The organism is Gelidibacter salicanalis, assembly GCF_016469035.1.
In the GTDB taxonomy this organism is placed as follows: domain Bacteria; phylum Bacteroidota; class Bacteroidia; order Flavobacteriales; family Flavobacteriaceae; genus Gelidibacter; species Gelidibacter salicanalis_A.
Map to the genome: position 1 here is coordinate 133,408 of NZ_JAEHJZ010000018.1, position 21,629 is coordinate 155,036.

A 21,629-nucleotide genomic window follows, 5' to 3' on the forward strand; every position below is an offset into this window, starting at 1 on the left:
CTGTTTAGACTATAAGGATTGCAACATATTTATCATAAAGTGTTTGTTTTGTGATACCCGAAAAATAGAACTCCCTGTACATTTACTTAAAAAAATATTATGCTAAAAACGATAAAAAATATTGTAATAATTTCAATGGCTCTTTTTTGTTTTATTGGATACAGTCAAACTGAAACAAAAGCAAAATATGTGTTTCTGTTTATAGGAGATGGTATGGGTGCAAGTCAGATTTACACTGCTGAAATGTATTTAAATGCAAAGCCTGGCGAAATTAAAGTAGAACCACTTTTAATGAATAGTTTTCCGGTACGCACAAATATGACCAACTATTCAGCAAGTTCTTATGTTACCACATCATGTGCAGCAGCAACTGCAATGTCAACAGGTTTAAAAACGAATAATGGGATAATTGGAAAATCTCCCAATCAAAAAATAGATTACGAAAACATATCTCAAAAAGCAAAGAAGGCAGGTTTTAAAGTCGGTATTTTATCTAGTGTAATGATAGATCATGCCACTCCAGCATCCTTTTATGCACATCAAAATTCTCGTGATATGTATTACGAAATTAGTATGGAGCTACCCAATTATAATATTGACTATTTTGGAGGCGGGGGTTTCCATTATCCAGAAGGAGAAAATGGAGGGCAACCCAATTCATATGAAAATGCGATAAAAAAAGGCTATACCATTGCCAACTCTCATGAGGAGATTAATAAGTTAAAACATGGAGATGAAAAAATAATTGCAATAAATCCTGATATGTACCCTTCAGGAGAATTTTACTGGGCAATCGATAAAAATGAAGAAGCACTTACTCTAGCTGATTTTACAAAAAAAGGGATTGAAGTGATGGATAATGATAAAGGTTTCTTTATGATGGTTGAAGGAGGTAAAATTGACTGGGCATGTCATGGAAACGATGGTGTAACCATGATACATGAAGTACTTGCATTAAATGAAGCTGTTAGGGTGGCTTATGAGTTTTATAAAGAGCGACCCGATGAAACATTAATAATAGTTACCGCCGACCATGAAACAGGTTCTTTGTATCCTGGAATCAATTATGCTATGAATCCTGAATTGTTAAAATATCAGAAAATTTCTGTTCAAGAATTTAAAAGAAAAATGACAGATCTTAAAAACACAAACCCAGAAGTATCATTTAATACGCTTTCAGATCTAATACAGGAAGACTTTGGATTAGGTAATAGTGAAATAGGTTTGACTTTGGACAAAGACGAATTAAGCATGCTAAAATTAGCCTATAACGCGCAGTTTAAAAAAAATAATGCAGTAGATGCTGATGCAGATTATTTAGATAAAAATGATGTGAATTCTATTGCAGAAACAGCAGCTTATATTTTGAATAAAAAGGCAGGAATAAGTTGGGGGTCTGGTGATCATTCAGGTACGCCAGTTCCTGTTAAGGTAATTGGAAAGGGCCAAGAAGAGTTCTCAGAATATTTCGACAATACCGATTTACCTAAAAAAATACAGAAACTTATGGGTATATAAATGAATCATTTTAGATGAAATTCTTTTAAAAATATCCGCAATTAATATGAATGTGATGTATCCATCTCAAGGAAATTATAATTTTAGTGCAGCAGATGCTATTGTTGATTTTGCACAAGCAAATGGTATGAATGTTCACGGACATGCATTAATATGGCACAATGCAACACCTTCTTGGGTTGAAAATTTTGCAGGAACAAATGCTGAATTTGAAGCAATGGTTAAAGATTATATTACAACCACTTTAACAAGATACAAAGGGAAAGTTCGCTCTTGGGATGTAGTGAATGAAGCTTTTGAAGATGGATCAGGTCATCCACTTAGAAATTCTGTTTTTAGACAAAAAATGGGAGACGATTATATTAAAAAATGTTTCCAATTTGCGAGAGATGCAGATCCAGACGTATTACTTTTTTACAACGATTACAATATGGCTTCAAGTTCAACGAAAAGAGCCGCAATGTTTAAATTGGTTGATGATTTAGGTGATTTAATTGATGGAGTAGGTGGTCAAATGCATATTTCATACAACGGTCCTTCAGCTTCTCAAATTCAAAGTTTTGCAGATGGTGTGGTTTCTAGAAATTTAAAACTACATTTTGCTGAATTAGACATTAGAGCAAATCCTGATAACGATTTAACTTCTCTGTCAAATGAAAGAGCTGAAGCACAAAGAGCAAAATACACAGAAGTGGTATCTATTTATAATTCAATTCCTTTGGAAAATAAATTTGCCATAACGGTTTGGGGTGTACGTGATAATGAATCTTGGTTGATTGATTTCTGGGGAAATCCTGATTGGCCTTTATTATACGATGCTAATTATGCTAAGAAAGCATCTTATTACGGCTATCTAGAAGGACTTCAATAACAACAAAATTTAATCTATTTAAACGGGTTTGCAAATTTGAAAATAACACTATTTTTTTTGGATTTGCAAATCCGTTTTTTTATATATAAAATATTATGAGAAATAAATTCAAGACACATTTTTATTTATTCGTTTGTGTAATAGCAATTTGTAGTTGTAAAAATAAAGAAAACATTAAGGTAGCGGAAGGTCTAAAAGACTATACAACCTTTCCCATAGGAACGGCTATTAATATTAAAATCTTAATGAATGATGCTGAACTTCAAAAAACACAAAAACAGAATTTTAATAGCATTACGGCCACTAATGATATGAAAATGCAGTCCATAATACCGACTGAAAATAATTATAATTGGAAGACTGTCGATACCATTTTGAATTATGCCGAAACACATAATCAGCGATTATTTGGACATAATTTAATTTGGCATAGTTCTACTCCAGAATGGGTTATAGCTAAAGCAGAAAAAGATAGTCTATGGTTAGATAGCTTTATGAAAGAATACATAACACGTTATGTTGGACGTTACAAAGGTAAAGTTGCTGCTTGGGATGTTGTTAATGAGGCTTTTGAATCAAAAGGTGGCGCATATCGGGAAACGATTTGGTACAACAAATTGGGCAAACGCTATATAGCTGATGCCTTTAGGTATGCACATGAAGCCGACCCTGATGCAGTCTTATTTTACAATGACTTTAATATTGAACGCGATACCTTAAAACTTAATGCCATGCTCAAAATTGTCGAAGAATTTAAGGCTGAAGGTGTTCCGATTTCTGGAATAGGATTTCAGATGCACATTCGTATGGATATCCCAGATGAAACCATTGCATATGCACTCAAAAAAGCGGCGGCCACAGGTTTACAAATCCATTTGTCTGAAGTTGATATTATTTTCAATAAGCACGATGACACGAAGGAAGGAGGCGTTGAAACCTATTCGACCATAACTGATGAAATGAAAAAAGCCCAAGGAGAAAAATATAAAAAACTGGTTTTGATGTACCGTGAAATCGTACCAAAAAAGCAACAATACGGTATCACATTTTGGGATTTTACAGACCGGGATACATGGATAAGAGGATTTTTTAATATTCAAGATTGGCCCTCACTATATGATGATAATCTTCAACCCAAGCCAGCTTATTTTGGATTCAAGGAAGGGCTTGAAGCAGAACTTAAAAACTAATGAGAATAAGTCGGTTCATAGCGTCAATGCTGATAATTTCAGTTATTTTCAGTTGTAAGAAAAAATTGAACAAAGAAGATTCAAAGCAACATGCAACTGTGGAGGCCACAATAAATAACCCCATTCTGAAAGGTTTTTATCCTGACCCCAGTATCATAAAAGTTAAAAGCGATTATTATTTGGTCAATTCCTCTTTCGCTTATTTTCCGGGCTTGCCTTTATTTCACAGTACTGATTTGGTCAACTGGAAACAAATTGGACACGCCATGGACAGACCTGAACAACTCAATCTTGACGGATTGGGGGTTTCCAGAGGCTTGTTTGCACCTGGCATCAGTTATCACAACGACAGGTTTTATATTGTCTGTACTTTAATCGATAATGGAAACAACTTTATCATACATGCAAAAAATCCTGCTGGACCATGGAGCGACCCTGTGTTTATTCCGCAATTGGATGGCGGAATTGACCCCTCATTATTTTTTGATGATGACGGGAAGTGTTATTTAATTTATAACAGTGTACCACCAGATAATAAAGGTGATTACGACGGACATCGAACCTTGAGATTGTACCAATTTGACATAAATAATAATAAAGTAATTGGCGAGGAACATATTGTGGTCAATAAAGGTGCAAAGCTTGAAGATAATCCCATCTGGATTGAAGGGCCACATATCCTAAAAAGAAACGGTTACTACTATTTAATTGCTGCGGAAGGTGGCACTAATTACGACCATTCGGAAGTCGTTTTTAGAAGCAAATCGGTATTAGGACCTTATGAAAGTTACACCAACAACCCGATTTTGACACAGCGCCATTTAGATCCGAAACGTCCAAACCCAATTACGACGACGGGTCATGCCGATTTTGTAAAAGATGATTTGGGCAATTGGTGGTCCGTGTTTTTAGGTTGCAGACCTTATCCCGAAAATCAATACAATACAGGTCGTGAAACTTTTATGGCACCAGTAAGCTGGGAAAATGATTGGCCAAAAATCGATTTGGGCGGCGATATCGTGAAATCCAAATATACTATAGAAATCAAAAATCCACTTGATACCACTATTGATTCCAATTATCTAAGAAATTATTTTTATGACGATTTCAAATCTGAAAAGTTAAATTACAAATATGCCTTTTTGAGAACGCCACGTAATTCTTGGTATAACATTGATACGACAAATGCAGGTCATCTAATTATAGATACAAGACCAGAATCAGCCTCAGAACTTGTAAATCCGAGTTTTATTGGGCACCGTCAGGAACATTTGAAAGGTGAGGTGGTTACAAAGCTTGAATTTTCAACAGATAAGCCCAATGAAAAAGCTGGTCTTTTAATTTTTCAAAATGAAAACCATTTTTATTTTCTTGCCAAATCATTCCAAAATGGAAATCCAGTTGTTCAGCTATTAAAATCTGATGCATCGGGGTTGATTGAATTGGCTTCAGTTCCCATCAAAAATCCTGAAAATGCAACCTATTTAAAAGTGGAAGCAGATTTTGGGAACTACAATTTTTATTATTCCGATGATGGGAAAACATACAGTTCAGTTGCAAAGAATATCGAAGCCAAATTTTTAAGCACTGAAGTCGCTGGCGGTTTTGTTGGTGCTTTTTATGCGATGTACACCACTTCTTTAGGACAAAGATCTACGAATAAAGCCAGTTTTGATTGGTTTCAAAATACAAATTTAGATGAAGAAAATTAAGTTTTTATTGGTCTTGATGATATCATCTGTCTTTGTAATGTCTGGTCAGGAATCGGAGCTTAACCAACAAGCTCTTTTAAGACATTATATTGGCACTTGGTATAGTACAGATACCATTACGGATACGGAAGTAGGCGCGAACCCATCTATAAAAATGACCGTTGAGCCGAGCATAAACGCTGAAAATGCCTTGCATGTAAAAGTTTTTGAAAAAGCTGGCAACACCTGGCAAACAATATTAGTTGAACTTATTAGCTATGATAAGACCAGCAATCAAATTGTGGCGTTGGGCACGAATATAAATCATGGAAGCTTCGTTGGTTCTGGCCGTTTTTTAAATGATTCTCTCTGGGTGATGAAAGACAAGGACTTCAATGGCAAGCCTACTTTAGACGTCAAGTTTGAGTTTAAAAGCTTGACTGAAGTCCTGTTGACAGGAACAGATTACAAGACAAATAAAACTTGGAAGGTGAAGTATATCAAACAAAATCCAAAAGATAAACAGATCGGGATTCAGTTGGTTTCTGTTCGAAAAAAAATGCTCGATAACCCAGAGAAAACCTTGAATGAATTAAGTAGGATGGGCTTTAGTTTTATTGAATCGTTTGTATATGATATCGGGAAGTTCTATGATTACACACCAATTGAGTTTAAAAATTTGGTAGAATCCCAAGGTCTTAAATTTAAGGGTTCTATGGTTTTTAAAGATATGCTCGGTAAAGATGATAAAGAAATTATGACTTGGTGGAACCAATGTGTGAAATCTCATAAAGAAGCTGGTGTGACTTTTATAACCACTTCAAATAATGAAATTGATAAGGTAAAAACACTTCAAGATTTAGAAAGGCTCTGCAAGCTCTATAATAGGATAGGAAAGTTATGTCAGGAGAATGGAATAAAATTTGGAATTCACAATCATACCAAAGAATTCAAAACGGTCGAGACTACCGTCATGTATGATTATTTGCTCAATAACACGAATCCTGAATATGTATTTTTTGAAAGTGATTTATACTGGATGAAAGTAGCTGGAATTAACCCGGTAGACTATTTTATTACCTATCCCAACCGCTTCTTAAGTTGGCACTTGAAAGATGACACCGAATTGGGTGCAAGCGGAACCATGGATTTTCAAAAAATATATTCCCATTCCGAGAAAGCTGGATTGCTTTATCCAATAGCGGAAGTAGAACAGTACAATTTTGACCCTTTGTTCAGCGTGGAAATGGCCTACCAATATTTGTATTATTTAATCCTTGGAGAAAAATAATTATAAAGCTTATGCAAAAGACAGCACAGTTAAAAATAATCAGTAGTTTTTTCCATTTAATATTTACGTTGATTGGACAAGTATAAAATTCGACACTGTGGAATGCAAGAGCATTCTACAATGCTCAATACGAGCCAGAAACGGGAATTTACCACGGCGCAGGTCAAGATTTTAATAGTTGTAAGGATTACATGAATGCCGTGGGTAAAGCACATACACCAGTTATTTATATGACCTATATCAATATCAATCAGGATATTGAGGGGATTACAAAATGGGGCGAAAAATTGCTGAAGGATTTGGAAAGTCTTCCAGAAGAATAGATATCACAGATAGGATTGACCTATACTGGAGGAAAAGATACAGGAGCAGGACTCGATTTTACACCCGATATTTTGTTTTCGTCAAACATTCAGTTTGATGATGTAAGTGAGATTCTAAGGTCCAATACCCGTTTTCGATGGATATTTACACCATGTACTGATACTTATTGTGTGTATAACCACAATTGGCCAAACGATCCGGCAGTGAATAGAAGACTTTTTACAATAGAAAAGGGAGCGGCGATCAAGGTAATTTATAAATAATGATTTTAGATAAATTTTGTTTTTACCGAAATCAAATAGACAAAGGGGTCAGTTGAGTTCAGTGTATTCATAAAAGGCACAGCCAAAACATCATGTCCACTCGCGAAGAAGGTGGTTTTCAAAAAGGAAACTAACAAATGGAAAAAAATATAGTAAGAGAACATACTTTGGCAATCATAAGAAAATGGATCTTTTTTCTTGCACTCCTCTGTTCGGTTGTTGGTGTTTCTCAAGAAGAATCAAAGGCAGCTCTTAAACTTTTTGTTGATTGTAATTGTGATCAAAGCTACATCCAACAGGATATAAATTTTGTGGACCATGTACGGGACCAAGCTCTGGCCAATATAAAACTTTTTATTTATGATATTGCCAACGGCAGCGGTGGCCGAACCTATACATTGGACTTTAAGGGATCGGGCGATTATGAAGGGATCATAAACGAAAGGATTTTTGACACCAATACCAACTTGTCGCCCGATGATGTTCGTAAAGGCCTAGTAGAAAAGGTAAGATCGGGACTGCTCAAATATGTTATGGAATCAAACCTGGCGGACAAGGTCGTTTACAAGATTTCGGACGAAGGCCTTGCGGAACGTCAGGATATCGATTTTGACGACCCTTGGAACAATTGGCTATTTGAAATTTATGGCGAAGCCCGGTTGGACAAGGAATCGAGCAAAAAGGAATTTGAGTATGAGCTGGGATTAAAAAGTGATCGGGTCAGCGAGAAATGGAGAATTCGGTCAGATTTTCAAATGAACCAGTCAAATAGTAGATTTTTCCGTGAAGACGAAACGTTTACCAGCGACCGCGTTCTGTATTCAGGCGAGGGAAGTGTTGTACGCAGCCTTTCCGATCACTGGTCCACGGGTATATTCACGGGCGCACTCCATGATACTTTTAAGAACCTCGATTTCCGTTACTTTGTTTCCACAGCTGTCGAGTACAATATATTTCCGTACAACGAGGTGCTTAGGAGGGAAATTACTTTTGCCTACAAGATTGGATATTTTCATAACGATTATATCGAACCTACCCTGTTTTTTCAATCGCAGGAAGGTATGTTCAATCATTCTTTGGAGGTTCAGTTAAGATTTAGACAACCGTGGGGAAACTTGGACTCAAGGTTGAGGGGTTCCAGTTTTTTAAACGATTTTTCAAAAAATAGCTTGCAACTTTATAGTAGTATTTCCGTTCGAGTTTTCAAGGGTCTGGCAGTACGTTTTTCAGGAAATTTCGAAATTGTCCATGACCAGATTAACCTTTCTGGCGGCAGTGCCTCTATAGAAGATGTCCTGTTGCGACAGAAGCAGATTGCAACGGACTTTGAGTTAAACTTAAGCATTGGATTGAGCTACACTTTTGGTTCTGCATTCAATACTATAATCAATACCCGGTTATAACTTTATGGACTTACTGAAAGGTAGGGCAAGAACAGGAAGGCTTCTGAAATATGGAGAAAATGGTAGTCTTACCAATTTTATAGTAATGAAGTTGGTTTACGAATATATGATGAATAGAAATAAGAATCTAATATTAAAATATTACCTCGTGGAACAAATTGTCGCTAATGGTGCGTTTAAAGAAACTGGTAGTAGTATCCGTTTGGACTTTGATTTTAAATTTTAATGCTATTGAAATAGCAGTTTGTACTTATTTTAATTTAGTTAAAATATATGATAAAAACTTATAAAGTGAATGGCGTAAAATTTATTCAAAAAACAAATAAATTAATTTGTATGAGATTCGTAATGTTACTTTTTTTTCTAATGGTTTTAAAAGTTCATGCTCAAGATACTAAGATTCTCCATGAGTTTTACAATGCCAAATACGAGCCAGAAACGGGAATTTACCATGGCGCAGGGCAAGATATTGATGGTTTTAAGGATTATATGAATGCTGTGGGTAAAGAACTTACGCCAGTTATTTATATGACCTATGTCAATATCAACCAGGATATTGAGGGGATTACCAAATGGGGCGAAAAATTGAGGAAGGATTTAGAAAGCCTACCAGAAGGATTGATTCCCCAAATAGGATTGGCCTTTACTGGAGGAAAAGATAAAGGAGCAGGACGAGATAAGGATGTCGCCGAAGGTAAACTGGACAATCAATTAAAAGAATTTTACAAGCAACTTTTAAAATTGGACCGACCAACATATACACGAATCGGCTATGAATTTGAAGGCGATTGGAATGGTTATACGCCCAAATATTATCGTGCAGTATTTAAGAAAATTTTTAATGATTTTAAAATTCAAAATATAAAGTCAGCCACGGTTTGGTGTTCGGGCGGTGGCTCGGCAAATTTTATGAATCATGAAGAGCTCATGGAATTTTACCCTGGCGACAGTTATGTAGATTGGTGGGGCATCGATATATTCAGTCCGGATGAATTCAGTAATCCCGCGTTAAAAGCCTTTTTTGAGCTGGCAGAAGACCATAAAAAGCCTGTTATGATTGGCGAAGCCACACCGAGATACGTGGGAGTATCAGAAGGGAAAAAGTCTTGGGACAATTGGTTCAAACCCTATTTCGAGATGCTAAATGATAATCCGGGCATTAAGGCATTTTGCTATATAAACTGGGATTGGGCATACTGGTCTGATAAAATCGGATTTCAATGGCACGACTGGAAAGATGCCAGAATCGAGACAAATGCTATTGTCTTGGACGCCTACAAAATAGCAATTTCCAAAGAAAACATAATCCACTTAAAAGATATGAAATAATTACTGCTATTTCAGGGAGTCAAGAATTTTTGAAGTCAAATCAAAATTTTAAGTGCTGAACACTACGGAAGCGGTTTGCAAACCAGCGTTCAAATGCCGTTTAGTATAATGTACTAAGTGGCGATTTTAAATAGTTCGTATATGTTTTCGATTGTCTGAGTAATGGACTTATCAGTTAGCGGAAATATACCTGTTGCCCCGATTCTTTCACAGTATCCCATGTTTTTAGTTGTAGATAATATATGTGTGTTCAGATGAATTATTCATATTTTATTTAAAAACCTCAATAGAATTTAATTCAGGACTACCGCCTTGGTTACCGCATCCAGCCGCCATATAAATCTGATTATTATGTACTACAGCGTTCGTCCCATGGCGCCCTACTTGTAACGATGGCATTTGTGACCATGTTTCAGAAACACTGTCAAAAACGTAAGCTTGTGTGTTGGCGGCTTTGTTTTCTGTTTCTCCACCAATAAAGACGATCTTATCGTTTAAGACGACACAGCCACCACCTGCTGACGGGGCAGGAAGCTCTGCTTCGTAAGTGCTCCATTTTTCAGTTGAAAACTCAAAATAATCTACAGTCGGATTAACTTTTCCAAAGAAGGCTTCAAAGTTGTCAGCCTCATGATAGCTAGTATTTCGACCACCAAGAACCACTAATTTATTATCAACCACCGCAGCACTGCTGTGATCTCTTATAGTAGGCGCATCTGGTAAAATGGTCCACGTATTTTGTTTTGGGTCGTAAACATCAAACATAAACGTGGTGCCTTTTGTATGTCCTTCGGTAATACCATTGGCTATATAAATCTTATCCTTATAGACCGTTACACCTGCTGCACCACGTCTTCTCTGTGATGGTATTTCCAAAACAGCTTCCCAACTATTGGCCTCAGGATTAACTTTGAAAACATGGGTCAAAGGTGTTTCATTAGGATAATTGCCAGTAAAACCTCCAACGATATAAATGGAACCAATGACAGAAAGTGGTGTAATGTGATGGACTTCAAAGGGTGTGTTCTCCAGCGCAATCCAGTTTTGTGTGACCACATTAAATACATCAATGGGCTTAATGCCACGACCGCCAATAAGATAGAGTTGGTCTTGATGGGACACAAATCCACATTCGTGTCTTGCTGTACAGGCAGTTTCGGTTGAAATAGTGGTCCAATTTTGTTGCGCGTTGATAAAATTAAAATATAACGAAAGGATTAAGAAAGTATACGTTTTTTTCATAGTTGAATATTAAAGTAATGGTCTCAAATCTAAATAGTTTGGAACATCATTAAGCTGGATTAATTTACCATTCTGCGCTGCCGACTCTTGGATTTTTTCAATTAAATAAAGGTCTCGTAATCCCATTTCCCCAGAAACGATTGTGTTTGTGTCATTCAGAACATTCAGTGCAAAAGCGTCTATTTGCAATGCTTGTTGATTTACGTTTTGTACTTGCATTGGGCCATCTGGTGTGCTGCCACTCAATCCGTCATAGTTAAAAGATGGATTCAATTCCAAAGTGCCTTTTTCGGTTTTAGCGGTCAGATAAGAGGCAAATGGCGTTTCGTAGCTTGTCTTGCAGTTCGCTTTTCCTGAAGGAAAGGTCATTTCCCATTCCATAGTGCCTTCTACATCCTTGAATAATGCACTGTTTTTTGTTGAAGCCTTAGCTCGCAATTCTGTCGGAAGTTCACCAAAAGTATAAATGCAGCCTTGCAAACAATAAATACCTAAATCCATCAACGGTCCGCCACCAGCAAACTTCTTTTTGGTCCGCCAACTATTTGGGTCATTCAATGTAAACGAAAAGTCGGTGTTAATGTCCATACGGTTGCCATATACTTTATTCTGTCCTAAACGCATCATTTGGTCATTGAAAGGGTCAAAATGCAATCGGTAACCGATGGATAATTTTTTGTTGGCCGCTTTACAGGCTGCATTCATTTTTTTACAATCGGCAACAGAGGTCGCCATCGGTTTTTCACAAATGACATGTTTGCCTGCTTTCGCTGCTCTAATGGTAAATTCCGCATGCATGCTATTCGGTAATACCACATAAATAATGTCAATTTCAGGATTATCTTTTATGCTGTCGAAGTTATCATAGTTATAGACATTCTCTTTTTTGATGTTGTATTTAGACATCCAAACGGCTTCTTTCGCTTCAGTTCCGGTGACGATACCCGCGAGATAGCAATGCTTTGTTTCCAAAATTGCGGGCGCCAATTGATGCGTTGCATAATTTCCCAAACCTACCAAGGCAATGCCCAATTTTTCTTTGCTATCAAATGGTTTGCAACTCAATAAAAATGGCATTTGGGAGGCGAGTAGCGTGCCGCCAGAAATGTGTAGCAGTTGTTTTATAAAAGGTCGACGATTCATAACTTGTTTCTTTCCTTAAAATTAAGAAAACGAAAGTATTCCTATTAAAACTTTTTAATCATTTAATGGTAGTAATGATGCAGTAGAGCAAATCTGAAATAGAAAATGTACGTGAATCAATTTAATTGCTAAACTTATAAATGCATAATGAGTGGTAAACTTCACCGCGATTTAGAACAGTGGAAGGGAATTCTGGCTGGTTAAGGACTATCAGGAAAATGTTGACTTTCCAAACAAAATGCAGCATTTTTTGAATAAGATGACCCATTTTTTCTTGTTTCCATTTCGTTGAGAAAGTTTCCACTAAAAAATTGCATTCCAGGTTCGGTGGTCAAAACTTCCATTATGATTCCGGATTTTGGAGCTTTCACTGTTGCGGCCAATTTAAGTCCGTCGCCATTCAAAATATAATTATGGTCATAGCCAACGCCAATTTTCAGTTGTTCATTTTGCTTTTCGATGTCTTTTCCAATGGGTTTAAAACTTCTAAAATCAAATGGCGTTCCTTAAACCGATGTTGTATTGATGGGAATTTGGTCTTCACTGACTTCAGAAAAATAGTCCGCATTGATTTGAAGTGCGTGATGTTTTAACGTGTCAATACCTGCGCCCTCCAAATTAAAATAAGAATGGGGGGTGAGATTAATAGGAGTGCTTTTATCGATTTTTGCGGAATATTCAATTTTCAGTTCGTTGTCGTCGGTAAGCGAATAAAGCACTTCAACATTTAGATTTCCTGGATAGCCTTCCTCGCCATCTTTGGAAAGATAGCGCACCTTTAATTTAAAATCTGAAAAGAGGAACTAACTAAAATTCCATTTTTTGAGGGTTTATAGGGCTTAAAACGACCCTCAAAATTTAGTGACACCAAATTAGCCCCTTTTTATGAAAACTTTAAAATTACAAGAAGGGATTATAGTCAATTTAACTTAAATGGAATCATATTTAATTTATCGAGTCTATTTTAGCTATAGGTGTTCCCTTTAAGCCTGCCTTAACCAAATAGGTAATATATTCTGCAAATGGTTTTATATCTTGGCCAAAGCTAGCACTCTTAAAAGCATTCATATATTGATCCCGTTCCTCAACAGGGATAACAGTCCAAGGGTAGCCTCCTGAGGCAAGCATTACGTTCATTAAAAACCTTCCCATACGTCCATTACCGTCCATATATGGATGTGTATATACAAAAATAAAATGGCCTAATACAGCTCTAACGCTAGCGTGTTCTTCATTTTCTATTAATTCAAATAACAAGGGCATTACGTCACGCACACCTTCTTTGTTTATTGGTGTATGCTTAGATTGGCTTATATATACCTGTCCATTTCTGTATCCAGCCAAATCTGAAGCTTTCAGTAAACCAACAGCGATACTCGGAGAAAATAATTCTCGATACCAATCGCCATGATCTTTATCAACTACTTTTCCTGAATTTTCTCCCTCTAAAATTCTAACGACACTTTCTTTTACAGTCTTAAAAGCCTGCCAATAACCTCTTGCTGCCATAGCGTCCTTTTGCTTACGGTCTTGTTCATTTTCTTTAGCATCCCATGCACCAGTCCTTACACGTTCAATGAGTGCAAGTGTTACTGTATACCTTTCAATAGATAAAGAATGATAGGCATCTGTTATGTAAATTTCTTCTATATTTTTAATGTAGGCTGTTTTATCTTCTGGTATTCCCGGAGCTTTTGGAAATACATCTACGATATCCTTTCTCATATTATGCCACATCAGTTTAATACGATTCACATAAGGTGAACGTTCCCGTAAATCGAACTTAATAGGTGTGGGTTCTTCAAAAGGGTCTGACTCCCTAACATCGTAGCCGGCTGATTTCATGGTTTTTAAAATATCATCCGCGATTTTGTCTTGTCCTAAATTTCTAAAGGCTCCGACCAACCTGCCTGCAATAGTTGAATGACCGCCATCAAGTAAAATACTTAGCAGTTCAGAAGCATCTTTAACCATCATTAGAGCGGTTCGGGATTCTATAGACTGTTTTGTGAATACGGATGGTGTGGAATAAACTATAGATGATGCTAGATTAACCACCCTGATGCCATTTAGCACTTCTATCTCTGCCACATTTGGCAATGTAGATTTCATAACAAAAAGAGATGTTCCAAATAGTAATGAAGTGGGTAAGTTGTTGCCTTTAGAGGAACGTATGATTAATTGCGTTGGAACAGAATTATTTCCTGCATGAAGCATTAGGGATTGTTCAGCAGACACACAATAATCATCCCCATATCTATCTTCTAAATATCTCGCACAAAATTCCCAAAAGGAAGAAAACCAAGAAGTACTATCCCCTTTTTGCTCATCATGCGGTGCAGCGATGTACCATCCTTTAATAACCTCACGAATAAATCCATTCTTAACCAATCGCTCTCTATGTACTCTGGTCAAATCAGACGCTTTTATGGCAACCAATTCTTGATCTTGAATTATTTTTAATTTTTCTAATGATTTGGCTAATTTCTCTCCTGGTGTTGCCATTTTATTAATTTGGGATAATACTATTAATTAACGATGTGTTATTGTTATTTTTTAAAGATGTACTTATGTTATTAATTAATGACGTGTTATTATTATTGATTGATGCAAATATATCAAATAAACATTGATGTACACATGAATAAACTGTTAAAAAATGACATTTTATATTTGATGAATAGAGTAAAAATCTTAAAAGATCAATTAAAGTAAGATGTCTTGGAATTGATTGCTTGATACAATGGCAATCTTATTTAAAGTCAATTGTAAATTTCAAAAATATTTTTAGTAAACTTTCAAGAAAACAACTAATATTCACTATTCTTCTCGAAAATTTACTAAAGTGTCATTTAGCTACTACAATTGAAAATAGTAGATTGGCAGACGAAAGTGGATGTTCCAAAGAAAATGATATTTAAAATCGGAGATTATTTGATTGATGAGGTCAGAGATAAATATGCATTGGATTTATCTTTTAAAGAAATAGATAGTATTGCAGAACAAATAGTTGACATCGCCAAAATTAGATATAAATGATGAAAGATTTTATCGATTTTGGATCACAGCGAATAGACTATACGATACGTTTTTCAAACAGAAAAACATTGGGTATAACGGTAAATCCAGAAATGGAAGTTGTAATCAATTCGCCTGAAAACACAACTAATGAAGTCATTAAAAAAAAGGTCAAGAAAAAAGCGCCTTGGATTTTAAAGCAGCAAAGCTATTTTTTGTCCTTTCATCCCAGAACTACAAAAAGAAAATATGTAAGTGGAGAGACTCATTTATATTTGGGCAGACAGTATCGTTTAAAGTTAACACCATCCGATAAAAACGAAGTAAAATATAAAGGTCGTTTTATTGAGGTTTACACGTCAAGCAAGGAAAAAGCGGAAACTTTGGTATTAGAATGGTATAGATTACGAGCAAAATCTAATCTAACCTTTGAAACATTGGACAAGATTTCAGATGCGCTAGGTGTGGTCATTTCAAATCCTTCAATAAATGGAAAACCAACAGTTAAATCTAAAACTGTAGGAAGAGACATGCAAATTGTTTATAAATGTCAACAAAAAGTGATTGAATCCGATTTAAATTCGGCATCTGTTACAAAGAAAAACGCATTTTTGGCTACAACTATAGAAAGTATGAACGCATATCAATATACTGCTGGTCAAATTTAAAATATTATGACTTACAACCAACTGGGTTTTGCATTCACAGGGTTACGTACCGTTTCTTTTGCCTCGATTGATGTGGCCTATAAAAAAACAGGAACTGTCAACTTGATTTCTAAAGTTGGTTTCGGCGTGGATATTGATGAACACGTTATATCTTGTAACGTTAAGTTCTCTTTTGAGAAAAAAGTAAATCAGCCTTTTCTGATTTTGGAAGTCCAAGCTATTTTTGATATCGAGAAGAACGATTTTATAAACAAGGTAAAACAGGGTGATGGTTCTTATTTAGTTTCAAAAGGATTAGCTATTCATTTTGCAGTTTTAACTGTCGGTTCAGCGAGAGGAATTCTTCATGCTAAAACAGAAGGTACCGTTTATAATGAGTATTTACTTCCAACCATTGACGTTAAACAAATGGTAGAAGAAGATGTTGTCTTCAGGTTGTAGATAGTATCTACTAAAGATATAAACCCCTACCTCCAGCACATACTCATTCCCTCAATCGGCAAAAATCTGCATTGTATAAAAAGGTTTGTTATAGCATCTTAAACCCAGTCATTTCCACAATATATTTGATTTGTTTTAAGATGAATATTTAAACTTGAGCCGATATATTAACCTAATCAACTCAAAAATTTAGTATATTTGAGCCGAATAAATATTTTAATCGGCTCATCATGATTTATAATTGGCAGCAACCGGAATGGCCTAACTTTACTTATTCTTTCGAGAAAGTAGAGGATCTGTTGTTTGACTATATGTGTCGTGTAGGTCAGTTAGAGGGTTATTTAGAGGGCTTGGATCGAGAGGAACAAGTGGAAGCTGTCATACAAACTATGGTTGCCGAAGCCATGAAGTCATCAGAAATCGAGGGAGAATATCTAGAGCGAGAAGATGTCAAATCTTCTGTAAGAAATAATCTTGGACTCAATATGCCGAAGGATTTGGTTTCAGATCAAAGAGCAACAGGAATGGCGGCTTTACTCACGGATGTTCGGGAAACCTTTTCGGATCCACTGACACAAAAAAAACTTTTTGCTTGGCATTCATCATTAATGATGGGAGCAAAAGATGTTGTTGTAGGAACCTGGCGCACCCACAACGAACCGATGCAGGTTATCTCTGGAGCTCTAGGTAAACAAAAAGAACATTTTGAAGCGCCACCTTCCGATGCTGTTCCGAATGAAATGAAACAATTTCTACAATGGTTTAATGATAGTAGTCCATCAGGCAAGCATCCCATCAAAAAACCTATTATACGATCAGCAATTGCACATTTGTATTTTGAGAGTATACATCCTTTTGAAGATGGGAATGGGAGGTTGGGAAGATGTATTTCTGAAAAGGCACTTTCTCAATATGCAAACAGACCCATACTAATAAGTCTGTCGAGAGGTATTGAAGCTGATAAACGCGCCTATTATCACCAACTTGAAAAAGCACAAAAATCAAATGATATAACGGAGTGGCTAGCTTATTTTGTTAAAACCGTTCTTATTGCGCAAGAACAAACAACACAAGAAGTAGCTTTTACCTTAAAAAAAGCTCGTTTTTTTGACCGCTTTAATGAGCAATTAAATGATAGACAATTGCGTGCAGTTCAAAGAATGTTAGAAGAAGGCCCAAAAGGTTTTGAAGGAGGAATGAACGCCCGTAAATATATAGGCATCACAAAAACCTCAAAGGCTACTGCCACTCGGGATCTTCAAGATTTGGTTAGCAAAGGTATATTCATTCCAATTGGTGGTGGCAGGAGTACACGTTATGAGCTAGCTTTAGAAGTAGAATAATGTCATTACATTAAAATCCGTTCCACCCCATTCCTCTACATTTCGCCAGAAAAGGCCTGTCCTGAGCGAAGTCGAAGGGCTTCATTCCGAGAAAAGAGGTTCACTAAACCATCTTGAACCCAGTCGCAGAAAAAGCGACAGCGTCCGCTTCAGAAACAAATCACTTCATCCTTTTAATCCACAAAGTTTTAAAATTCAGAACGAGACGGACTGCATAATCGGTCGCGCACTCCCTTTTATAAGTCCTTACTCATCCTGAATTTTAGTAGTGGTTACTGAAAAGGTAACGCGACGGCTCTATGGGAAGTAAATGGAATTAAATGAATCGCACGTTCATTGTCCTTATACAGTTGTTCTAAAGTGGTACAACCATTAAAATCCCACTTAATCAAGTTCATTTGAAAAGGAAAACACCTCTGGATATAATAAGTATATGGATATATGTCATTTTGGCAACCAATTGACAGCATTTTAACCCAAATTATATGGCTTAACTATTGGTTTATTTAAATGACGGTCAAAAATTTAAAGACAAATAATTCTGGTGTTTTTTTGAGGATAGTTTAAGAACTTAAATTTAATTCTGTTAAAAAATGGATTGTTACCAATCATCCAGATTTGGTTTTTTAGCTTTTGATAAAAAGTATGGAAGCACCGAAATGAAATGAAGGAATGGAATAGCAAGAGGGTAACGGGCAGAGCCACGTTACATATTCCTTTTCGTGTATAAATCATTGATTTTCAATCATTTGAAAGTTAATTGATTTTTTAGATTTCTTCAATTTGCGTCAAATGCCCCCAAACAGCCTGTAAACAGGGATGGATTTACGTCAAACACACAAAAAAGCGAAAGAAAATGGATTCATTCATCACTATCAGGTTCAAAAGGAAAACTGCCAAACGTTTTCAGGAATTTTCAAGAACTCATTTCAAATCGCATACCGATGCCATGGCAACTATGCTCGCTTTTTTCTTTTACAATGAGATCTCTCCAAAGGAAAATTTTGGTCCGACAGGGAGGACTATTGCAGTTAGTTTAAATACCGTTGAGACTAATTTGCTGAAACGGTTGAATGCGATTATTGCCATTCAGCGGGATATTGAAAAGACCCAAACCAAACCGGCCCTGGCCATGTTGGAATCGCTTTTTCAAACCGAAGAACCCAAAGACAAAACTTTGATTTTAGAGAAGAAATTTATCGAAGAAAAGAAGACGGTACGATTTGAGGAGAAACGAAACACGACCAACGAACTTTAATTTTTTGAGCTATGTATATAACCATTACATCCCAAAAAATGGGCGGGAACTATTCTAAAAGTGCAACGGATTTCGTGGGCTATTTGGAGAAAGAGAATCAAGGTTTGGAACAGGAAGACATGGAATGTTTTTTCAATCAGTTTGGCGATGAAATTTCAGCAGAAGAAGTGATTAAGGAAATCGATGGCAATACTGCAAAATTGGAAAATATGGAGCCTAGATTCTATTCAATAACAGTCAGTCCCTCCAAATATGAATTGGGAAAATTACAGGACAACAGTGAAGATTTAAAAAAGTACAGCCGTGAGCTGATGAAGGATTATGTAACGTCGTTTAATCGGGAAATCAACGGAAATCCGGTTACCATTGATGACATAAAATACTATGCTAAAATTGAGCATCAACGCACATTTAAGGGATCAGACCTGCAGGTGCGGGAAAACCAACCTTTTGCCACGAAAATATTACAGCTTAAAACCGACATCCGCAAAATTGGAAACGGTACGATGGAAGGAAATATTAAATATAAAGAGAAAGAAATAACAAAATTGGAACGGGAAGCGCCACACCAACAGGAAGGTAAACGGATCGTTCAGGGAATGGAAAAGGAGGGAAGCCAAAGTCATATCCATATCATCGTGAGCCGAAAGGATGCGTCCAACAAATTCAGCTTGTCTCCTGGAAGCAAGTATAAAGCGTCCAATGTAGAACTGAATGGGAAGGAGGTCAAGCGTGGTTTTGATCGGGACAGTTTTTTTGAGAAGGCAGAAAAAACCTTCGATAAGACTTTTGGATACCATCGAAACTTTGCGGAAACCTATCAAGCGAGGAAGGATTTTATTAAGAATCCAAAGATCTATTTTGCAGCACTGATGAAATTGCCTACCAATGAAAAAGCATTAGCCTTCAAATTGATGGGCAAAACAGGCCTGCCGATGATGCCTAGCATTCCCGTTACGCAAGGACAATTGGCAATGAAACTGTTTAAAGGTCTGCGACGTGGTGTGGAAGTCGCCATCAAATCAAGTTCCATCGGCATCTAAATTTAGAATTATGTATCTGGACAATCTTTTATCGACACTTTTAATAATTGGTGTGACCAGTAGCATTTTCTATGGCATATATAGGATAAGCAGGTATGCCTTTGTGATCAATTTTCTGATGCTTGGTATTTTTGTTTTTTTTCTAAGTGAAGACATCCAACTCGTATTATTAGCACTCTATATAGTTTGTCCGCTAATTTTGGTTAACGTAGGCATGTATGTGTTCCTGCATAAAAATGAAGCGCCAATCAATGGAAACCTCAAATATCAGGTCAACTTTGCCACCGATAAAGGAAATTTCAAAATCGACAACATCAAACGAGGGGCATCAATTATTGGTTCTGCGGGAAGCGGCAAAACTGAGAGTGTTGTTTATGGTTTTCTAAAACACTTCCGGAAAGAAGGCTTTTGTGGAATCATCCACGATTATAAAGATTTTGAATTGACCGAAATGGCCTACCCACTTTTTAAAAATGGCAACATCCCATTTAAGATCATTTCCTTCGACAAAATCATCCATAGGGTAAATCCTATTGCGCCACGTTATCTGGAGAACGAGGAGAGCGTCAATGAGGTGTCGCGGGTATTGATCGAAAACCTATTGGAACAAAGGGAGTCTGGAACATGGGGAACAACCAAATTCTTCAATGATGCTGCGGAAGGTCTGATAGGAGGATTGATTTGGAAACTAAAAACGGACTATCCCGAATTCTGCACGCTGCCTCATTTGATTGCCGTATATCAATACTTAAATACCGAAAGCCTTATCAAGTTTTTGGAAACCAATACCACATCAAGGGCAATGGCAGATGCCTTTGTCAGTGGGAAGGATTCTGAACGGCAGACCGCAGGTGTAAAGAGCACCTTGGCCAATGCACTGAAACGAATTAGTACACAGCGTATTTTTATGGCATTGTCAGCAGATGAAGTGCCTTTGAATATCAATGATGATGACAATCCCGCCATCATTTCCATTGTGAACAATCCGAAATTTGAAACCTCTTATTCGCCTGTTATCGCTACGATCATCCACACCATAACCAAGCAAATGAGCGTTCGCAATAGTAAACCTTCATTTCTTTTGATGGAAGAAGCGCCTACCATTCGCTTATTGAATATGCACCGGATTCCTGCTACATTGCGGAGTTATAATGTATCCACCATCTACGTGATGCAGGACAAGATCCAAAACGATATGATGTATGGGGATAAGGCGAGCAAGGCTATTTTGAGCAACCTTTCTTACCAGTTTTTTGGAAAGGTCAACGATCCTGATACTGCGAAGTATTACGAACGCTTTTTTGAAATTATTAAAGATCCAACCAAAAGTGTGAGTCGAGGTTATAATCTGGACTTTGATACGCGAGTTACTACAGGAGAAAAGGAAATTCCGAAAATAAGGGCAGATGTATTCTTTAGATTGAAACAAGGCGAATTTATCACTTATGCAGATGGTAAAGATAAAAAGGTTCAGTTTAAATTGGCTAATATCCAAAGAGAGTTGCCAGCAGATGCTAAAGAGTTTTCTAATGCAGATTTAGAAGCTAATTTTGAACGGATTTATCGAGAAGCAAAATCAATATTTGGATAGAA

19 protein-coding genes and 1 pseudogene are annotated in these 21,629 nt (G+C 36.6%); 16 read left to right on the forward strand and 4 right to left on the reverse strand.

Annotation, left to right across the window (positions count from 1 at the left end; all coding sequences use genetic code 11):
• Positions 1-99 precede the first annotated feature (99 nt).
• The 9 genes from JEM65_RS08480 (at position 100) to JEM65_RS08515 (ending at position 9,880) form a co-directional block, all read left to right on the forward strand.
• A complete protein-coding gene (locus tag JEM65_RS08480) occupies positions 100-1,518 on the forward strand; it encodes an alkaline phosphatase (protein WP_199598513.1) in 1,419 nt (472 codons plus the stop codon).
• A 46-nt stretch (positions 1,519-1,564) separates the two neighbouring features.
• The gene (locus tag JEM65_RS08485; protein WP_199598515.1) at positions 1,565-2,389 is read left to right on the forward strand and encodes an endo-1,4-beta-xylanase; all 825 of its coding nucleotides are present in this window, start codon (positions 1,565-1,567) and stop codon (positions 2,387-2,389) included.
• Between the two features lie 95 nt (positions 2,390-2,484).
• On the forward strand, positions 2,485-3,579 hold the full coding sequence (locus tag JEM65_RS08490) for an endo-1,4-beta-xylanase (RefSeq protein ID WP_199598517.1): 1,095 nt from the start codon (positions 2,485-2,487) through the stop codon (positions 3,577-3,579).
• 65 nt (positions 3,580-3,644) lie between these two features.
• Entirely contained in the window at positions 3,645-5,291 is a 1,647-nt protein-coding gene (locus tag JEM65_RS08495; RefSeq protein WP_199598519.1) for a glycoside hydrolase family 43 protein, read from the forward strand.
• On the forward strand, positions 5,278-6,561 hold the full coding sequence (locus tag JEM65_RS08500; RefSeq protein WP_199598521.1) for a sugar phosphate isomerase/epimerase family protein: 1,284 nt from the start codon (positions 5,278-5,280) through the stop codon (positions 6,559-6,561). Before JEM65_RS08495 ends, JEM65_RS08500 begins: the two co-directional genes overlap by 14 nt.
• A gap of 191 nt (positions 6,562-6,752) precedes the next feature.
• The gene (locus tag JEM65_RS22855) at positions 6,753-6,884 is read left to right on the forward strand and encodes a hypothetical protein (protein ID WP_262895239.1); all 132 of its coding nucleotides are present in this window, start codon (positions 6,753-6,755) and stop codon (positions 6,882-6,884) included.
• Positions 6,885-7,285: 401 nt separating this feature from the next.
• Positions 7,286-8,551 carry a DUF481 domain-containing protein gene (locus JEM65_RS08505; protein ID WP_199598523.1) on the forward strand — a complete coding sequence of 422 codons (1,266 nt, stop codon included), beginning with the start codon at positions 7,286-7,288 and terminating at the stop codon, positions 8,549-8,551.
• 4 nt (positions 8,552-8,555) lie between these two features.
• Positions 8,556-8,777: a hypothetical protein gene (locus JEM65_RS08510; protein ID WP_199598525.1), complete on the forward strand. Its 222-nt coding sequence runs from the start codon at positions 8,556-8,558 to the stop codon at positions 8,775-8,777.
• Positions 8,778-8,917: 140 nt separating this feature from the next.
• Positions 8,918-9,880, forward strand: a complete 963-nt coding sequence (locus tag JEM65_RS08515; RefSeq protein ID WP_199598527.1) for a glycosyl hydrolase — start codon at positions 8,918-8,920, stop codon at positions 9,878-9,880.
• A 270-nt stretch (positions 9,881-10,150) separates the two neighbouring features.
• Here the strand turns inward: JEM65_RS08515 and JEM65_RS08520 are convergent, their stop codons facing one another.
• The 4 genes and pseudogenes from JEM65_RS08520 to JEM65_RS08540 all read right to left on the reverse strand — a co-directional run bounded on the left by JEM65_RS08520 (position 10,151) and on the right by JEM65_RS08540 (position 14,770).
• Positions 10,151-11,122, reverse strand: a complete 972-nt coding sequence (locus JEM65_RS08520) for a Kelch repeat-containing protein (RefSeq protein WP_199598529.1) — start codon at positions 11,120-11,122, stop codon at positions 10,151-10,153.
• Between the two features lie 9 nt (positions 11,123-11,131).
• A complete protein-coding gene (locus JEM65_RS08525) occupies positions 11,132-12,265 on the reverse strand; it encodes a Gfo/Idh/MocA family protein (protein WP_199598531.1) in 1,134 nt (377 codons plus the stop codon).
• A 200-nt stretch (positions 12,266-12,465) separates the two neighbouring features.
• Positions 12,466-13,041: pseudogene (locus JEM65_RS22375) on the reverse strand (aldose epimerase family protein).
• A gap of 169 nt (positions 13,042-13,210) precedes the next feature.
• Positions 13,211-14,770, reverse strand: a complete 1,560-nt coding sequence (locus JEM65_RS08540) for a Fic family protein (RefSeq protein WP_199598535.1) — start codon at positions 14,768-14,770, stop codon at positions 13,211-13,213.
• 360 nt (positions 14,771-15,130) lie between these two features.
• Between JEM65_RS08540 and JEM65_RS08545 the strand changes: the two genes are divergently transcribed.
• The 7 genes from JEM65_RS08545 (at position 15,131) to JEM65_RS08575 (ending at position 21,627) form a co-directional block, all read left to right on the forward strand.
• On the forward strand, positions 15,131-15,304 hold the full coding sequence (locus JEM65_RS08545; RefSeq protein ID WP_199598537.1) for a hypothetical protein: 174 nt from the start codon (positions 15,131-15,133) through the stop codon (positions 15,302-15,304).
• Entirely contained in the window at positions 15,301-15,951 is a 651-nt protein-coding gene (locus JEM65_RS08550; RefSeq protein WP_199598539.1) for a M48 family metallopeptidase, read from the forward strand. Before JEM65_RS08545 ends, JEM65_RS08550 begins: the two co-directional genes overlap by 4 nt.
• Before the next feature lie 6 nt (positions 15,952-15,957).
• Positions 15,958-16,392, forward strand: a complete 435-nt coding sequence (locus JEM65_RS08555) for a hypothetical protein (RefSeq protein WP_199598541.1) — start codon at positions 15,958-15,960, stop codon at positions 16,390-16,392.
• A gap of 230 nt (positions 16,393-16,622) precedes the next feature.
• The gene (locus JEM65_RS08560; protein ID WP_199598543.1) at positions 16,623-17,735 is read left to right on the forward strand and encodes a Fic family protein; all 1,113 of its coding nucleotides are present in this window, start codon (positions 16,623-16,625) and stop codon (positions 17,733-17,735) included.
• Between the two features lie 856 nt (positions 17,736-18,591).
• The gene (locus tag JEM65_RS08565) at positions 18,592-18,993 is read left to right on the forward strand and encodes a BfmA/BtgA family mobilization protein (RefSeq protein WP_199598545.1); all 402 of its coding nucleotides are present in this window, start codon (positions 18,592-18,594) and stop codon (positions 18,991-18,993) included.
• A gap of 11 nt (positions 18,994-19,004) precedes the next feature.
• Positions 19,005-20,036, forward strand: coding sequence for a MobB family relaxase (gene mobB / locus JEM65_RS08570; RefSeq protein ID WP_199598547.1), 1,032 nt, complete (start codon positions 19,005-19,007; stop codon positions 20,034-20,036).
• Between the two features lie 10 nt (positions 20,037-20,046).
• Positions 20,047-21,627, forward strand: coding sequence for a type IV secretory system conjugative DNA transfer family protein (locus tag JEM65_RS08575; RefSeq protein WP_199598549.1), 1,581 nt, complete (start codon positions 20,047-20,049; stop codon positions 21,625-21,627).
• Positions 21,628-21,629: the final 2 nt, after the last annotated feature.

What these genes read in the sequence shown, in the direction of transcription:
- JEM65_RS22855 (WP_262895239.1), top strand. Translation starts at nt 6,753, where the DNA reads ATGAATGCCGTGGGTAAAGCACATACACCAGTTATTTATATGACCTAT.
- JEM65_RS08575 (WP_199598549.1), top strand. Translation starts at nt 20,047, where the DNA reads ATGTATCTGGACAATCTTTTATCGACACTTTTAATAATTGGTGTGACC.
- JEM65_RS08520 (WP_199598529.1), bottom strand. Translation starts at nt 11,122, where the DNA reads ATGAAAAAAACGTATACTTTCTTAATCCTTTCGTTATATTTTAATTTT.
- JEM65_RS08515 (WP_199598527.1), top strand. Translation starts at nt 8,918, where the DNA reads ATGGTTTTAAAAGTTCATGCTCAAGATACTAAGATTCTCCATGAGTTT.
- JEM65_RS08510 (WP_199598525.1), top strand. Translation starts at nt 8,556, where the DNA reads ATGGACTTACTGAAAGGTAGGGCAAGAACAGGAAGGCTTCTGAAATAT.
- JEM65_RS08565 (WP_199598545.1), top strand. Translation starts at nt 18,592, where the DNA reads ATGGATTCATTCATCACTATCAGGTTCAAAAGGAAAACTGCCAAACGT.
- JEM65_RS08540 (WP_199598535.1), bottom strand. Translation starts at nt 14,770, where the DNA reads ATGGCAACACCAGGAGAGAAATTAGCCAAATCATTAGAAAAATTAAAA.
- JEM65_RS08525 (WP_199598531.1), bottom strand. Translation starts at nt 12,265, where the DNA reads ATGAATCGTCGACCTTTTATAAAACAACTGCTACACATTTCTGGCGGC.
- JEM65_RS08490 (WP_199598517.1), top strand. Translation starts at nt 2,485, where the DNA reads ATGAGAAATAAATTCAAGACACATTTTTATTTATTCGTTTGTGTAATA.
- JEM65_RS08550 (WP_199598539.1), top strand. Translation starts at nt 15,301, where the DNA reads ATGATGAAAGATTTTATCGATTTTGGATCACAGCGAATAGACTATACG.
- JEM65_RS08480 (WP_199598513.1), top strand. Translation starts at nt 100, where the DNA reads ATGCTAAAAACGATAAAAAATATTGTAATAATTTCAATGGCTCTTTTT.
- mobB (WP_199598547.1), top strand. Translation starts at nt 19,005, where the DNA reads ATGTATATAACCATTACATCCCAAAAAATGGGCGGGAACTATTCTAAA.
- JEM65_RS08560 (WP_199598543.1), top strand. Translation starts at nt 16,623, where the DNA reads ATGATTTATAATTGGCAGCAACCGGAATGGCCTAACTTTACTTATTCT.
- JEM65_RS08485 (WP_199598515.1), top strand. Translation starts at nt 1,565, where the DNA reads ATGAATGTGATGTATCCATCTCAAGGAAATTATAATTTTAGTGCAGCA.
- JEM65_RS08500 (WP_199598521.1), top strand. Translation starts at nt 5,278, where the DNA reads ATGAAGAAAATTAAGTTTTTATTGGTCTTGATGATATCATCTGTCTTT.
- JEM65_RS08505 (WP_199598523.1), top strand. Translation starts at nt 7,286, where the DNA reads ATGGAAAAAAATATAGTAAGAGAACATACTTTGGCAATCATAAGAAAA.
- JEM65_RS08555 (WP_199598541.1), top strand. Translation starts at nt 15,958, where the DNA reads ATGACTTACAACCAACTGGGTTTTGCATTCACAGGGTTACGTACCGTT.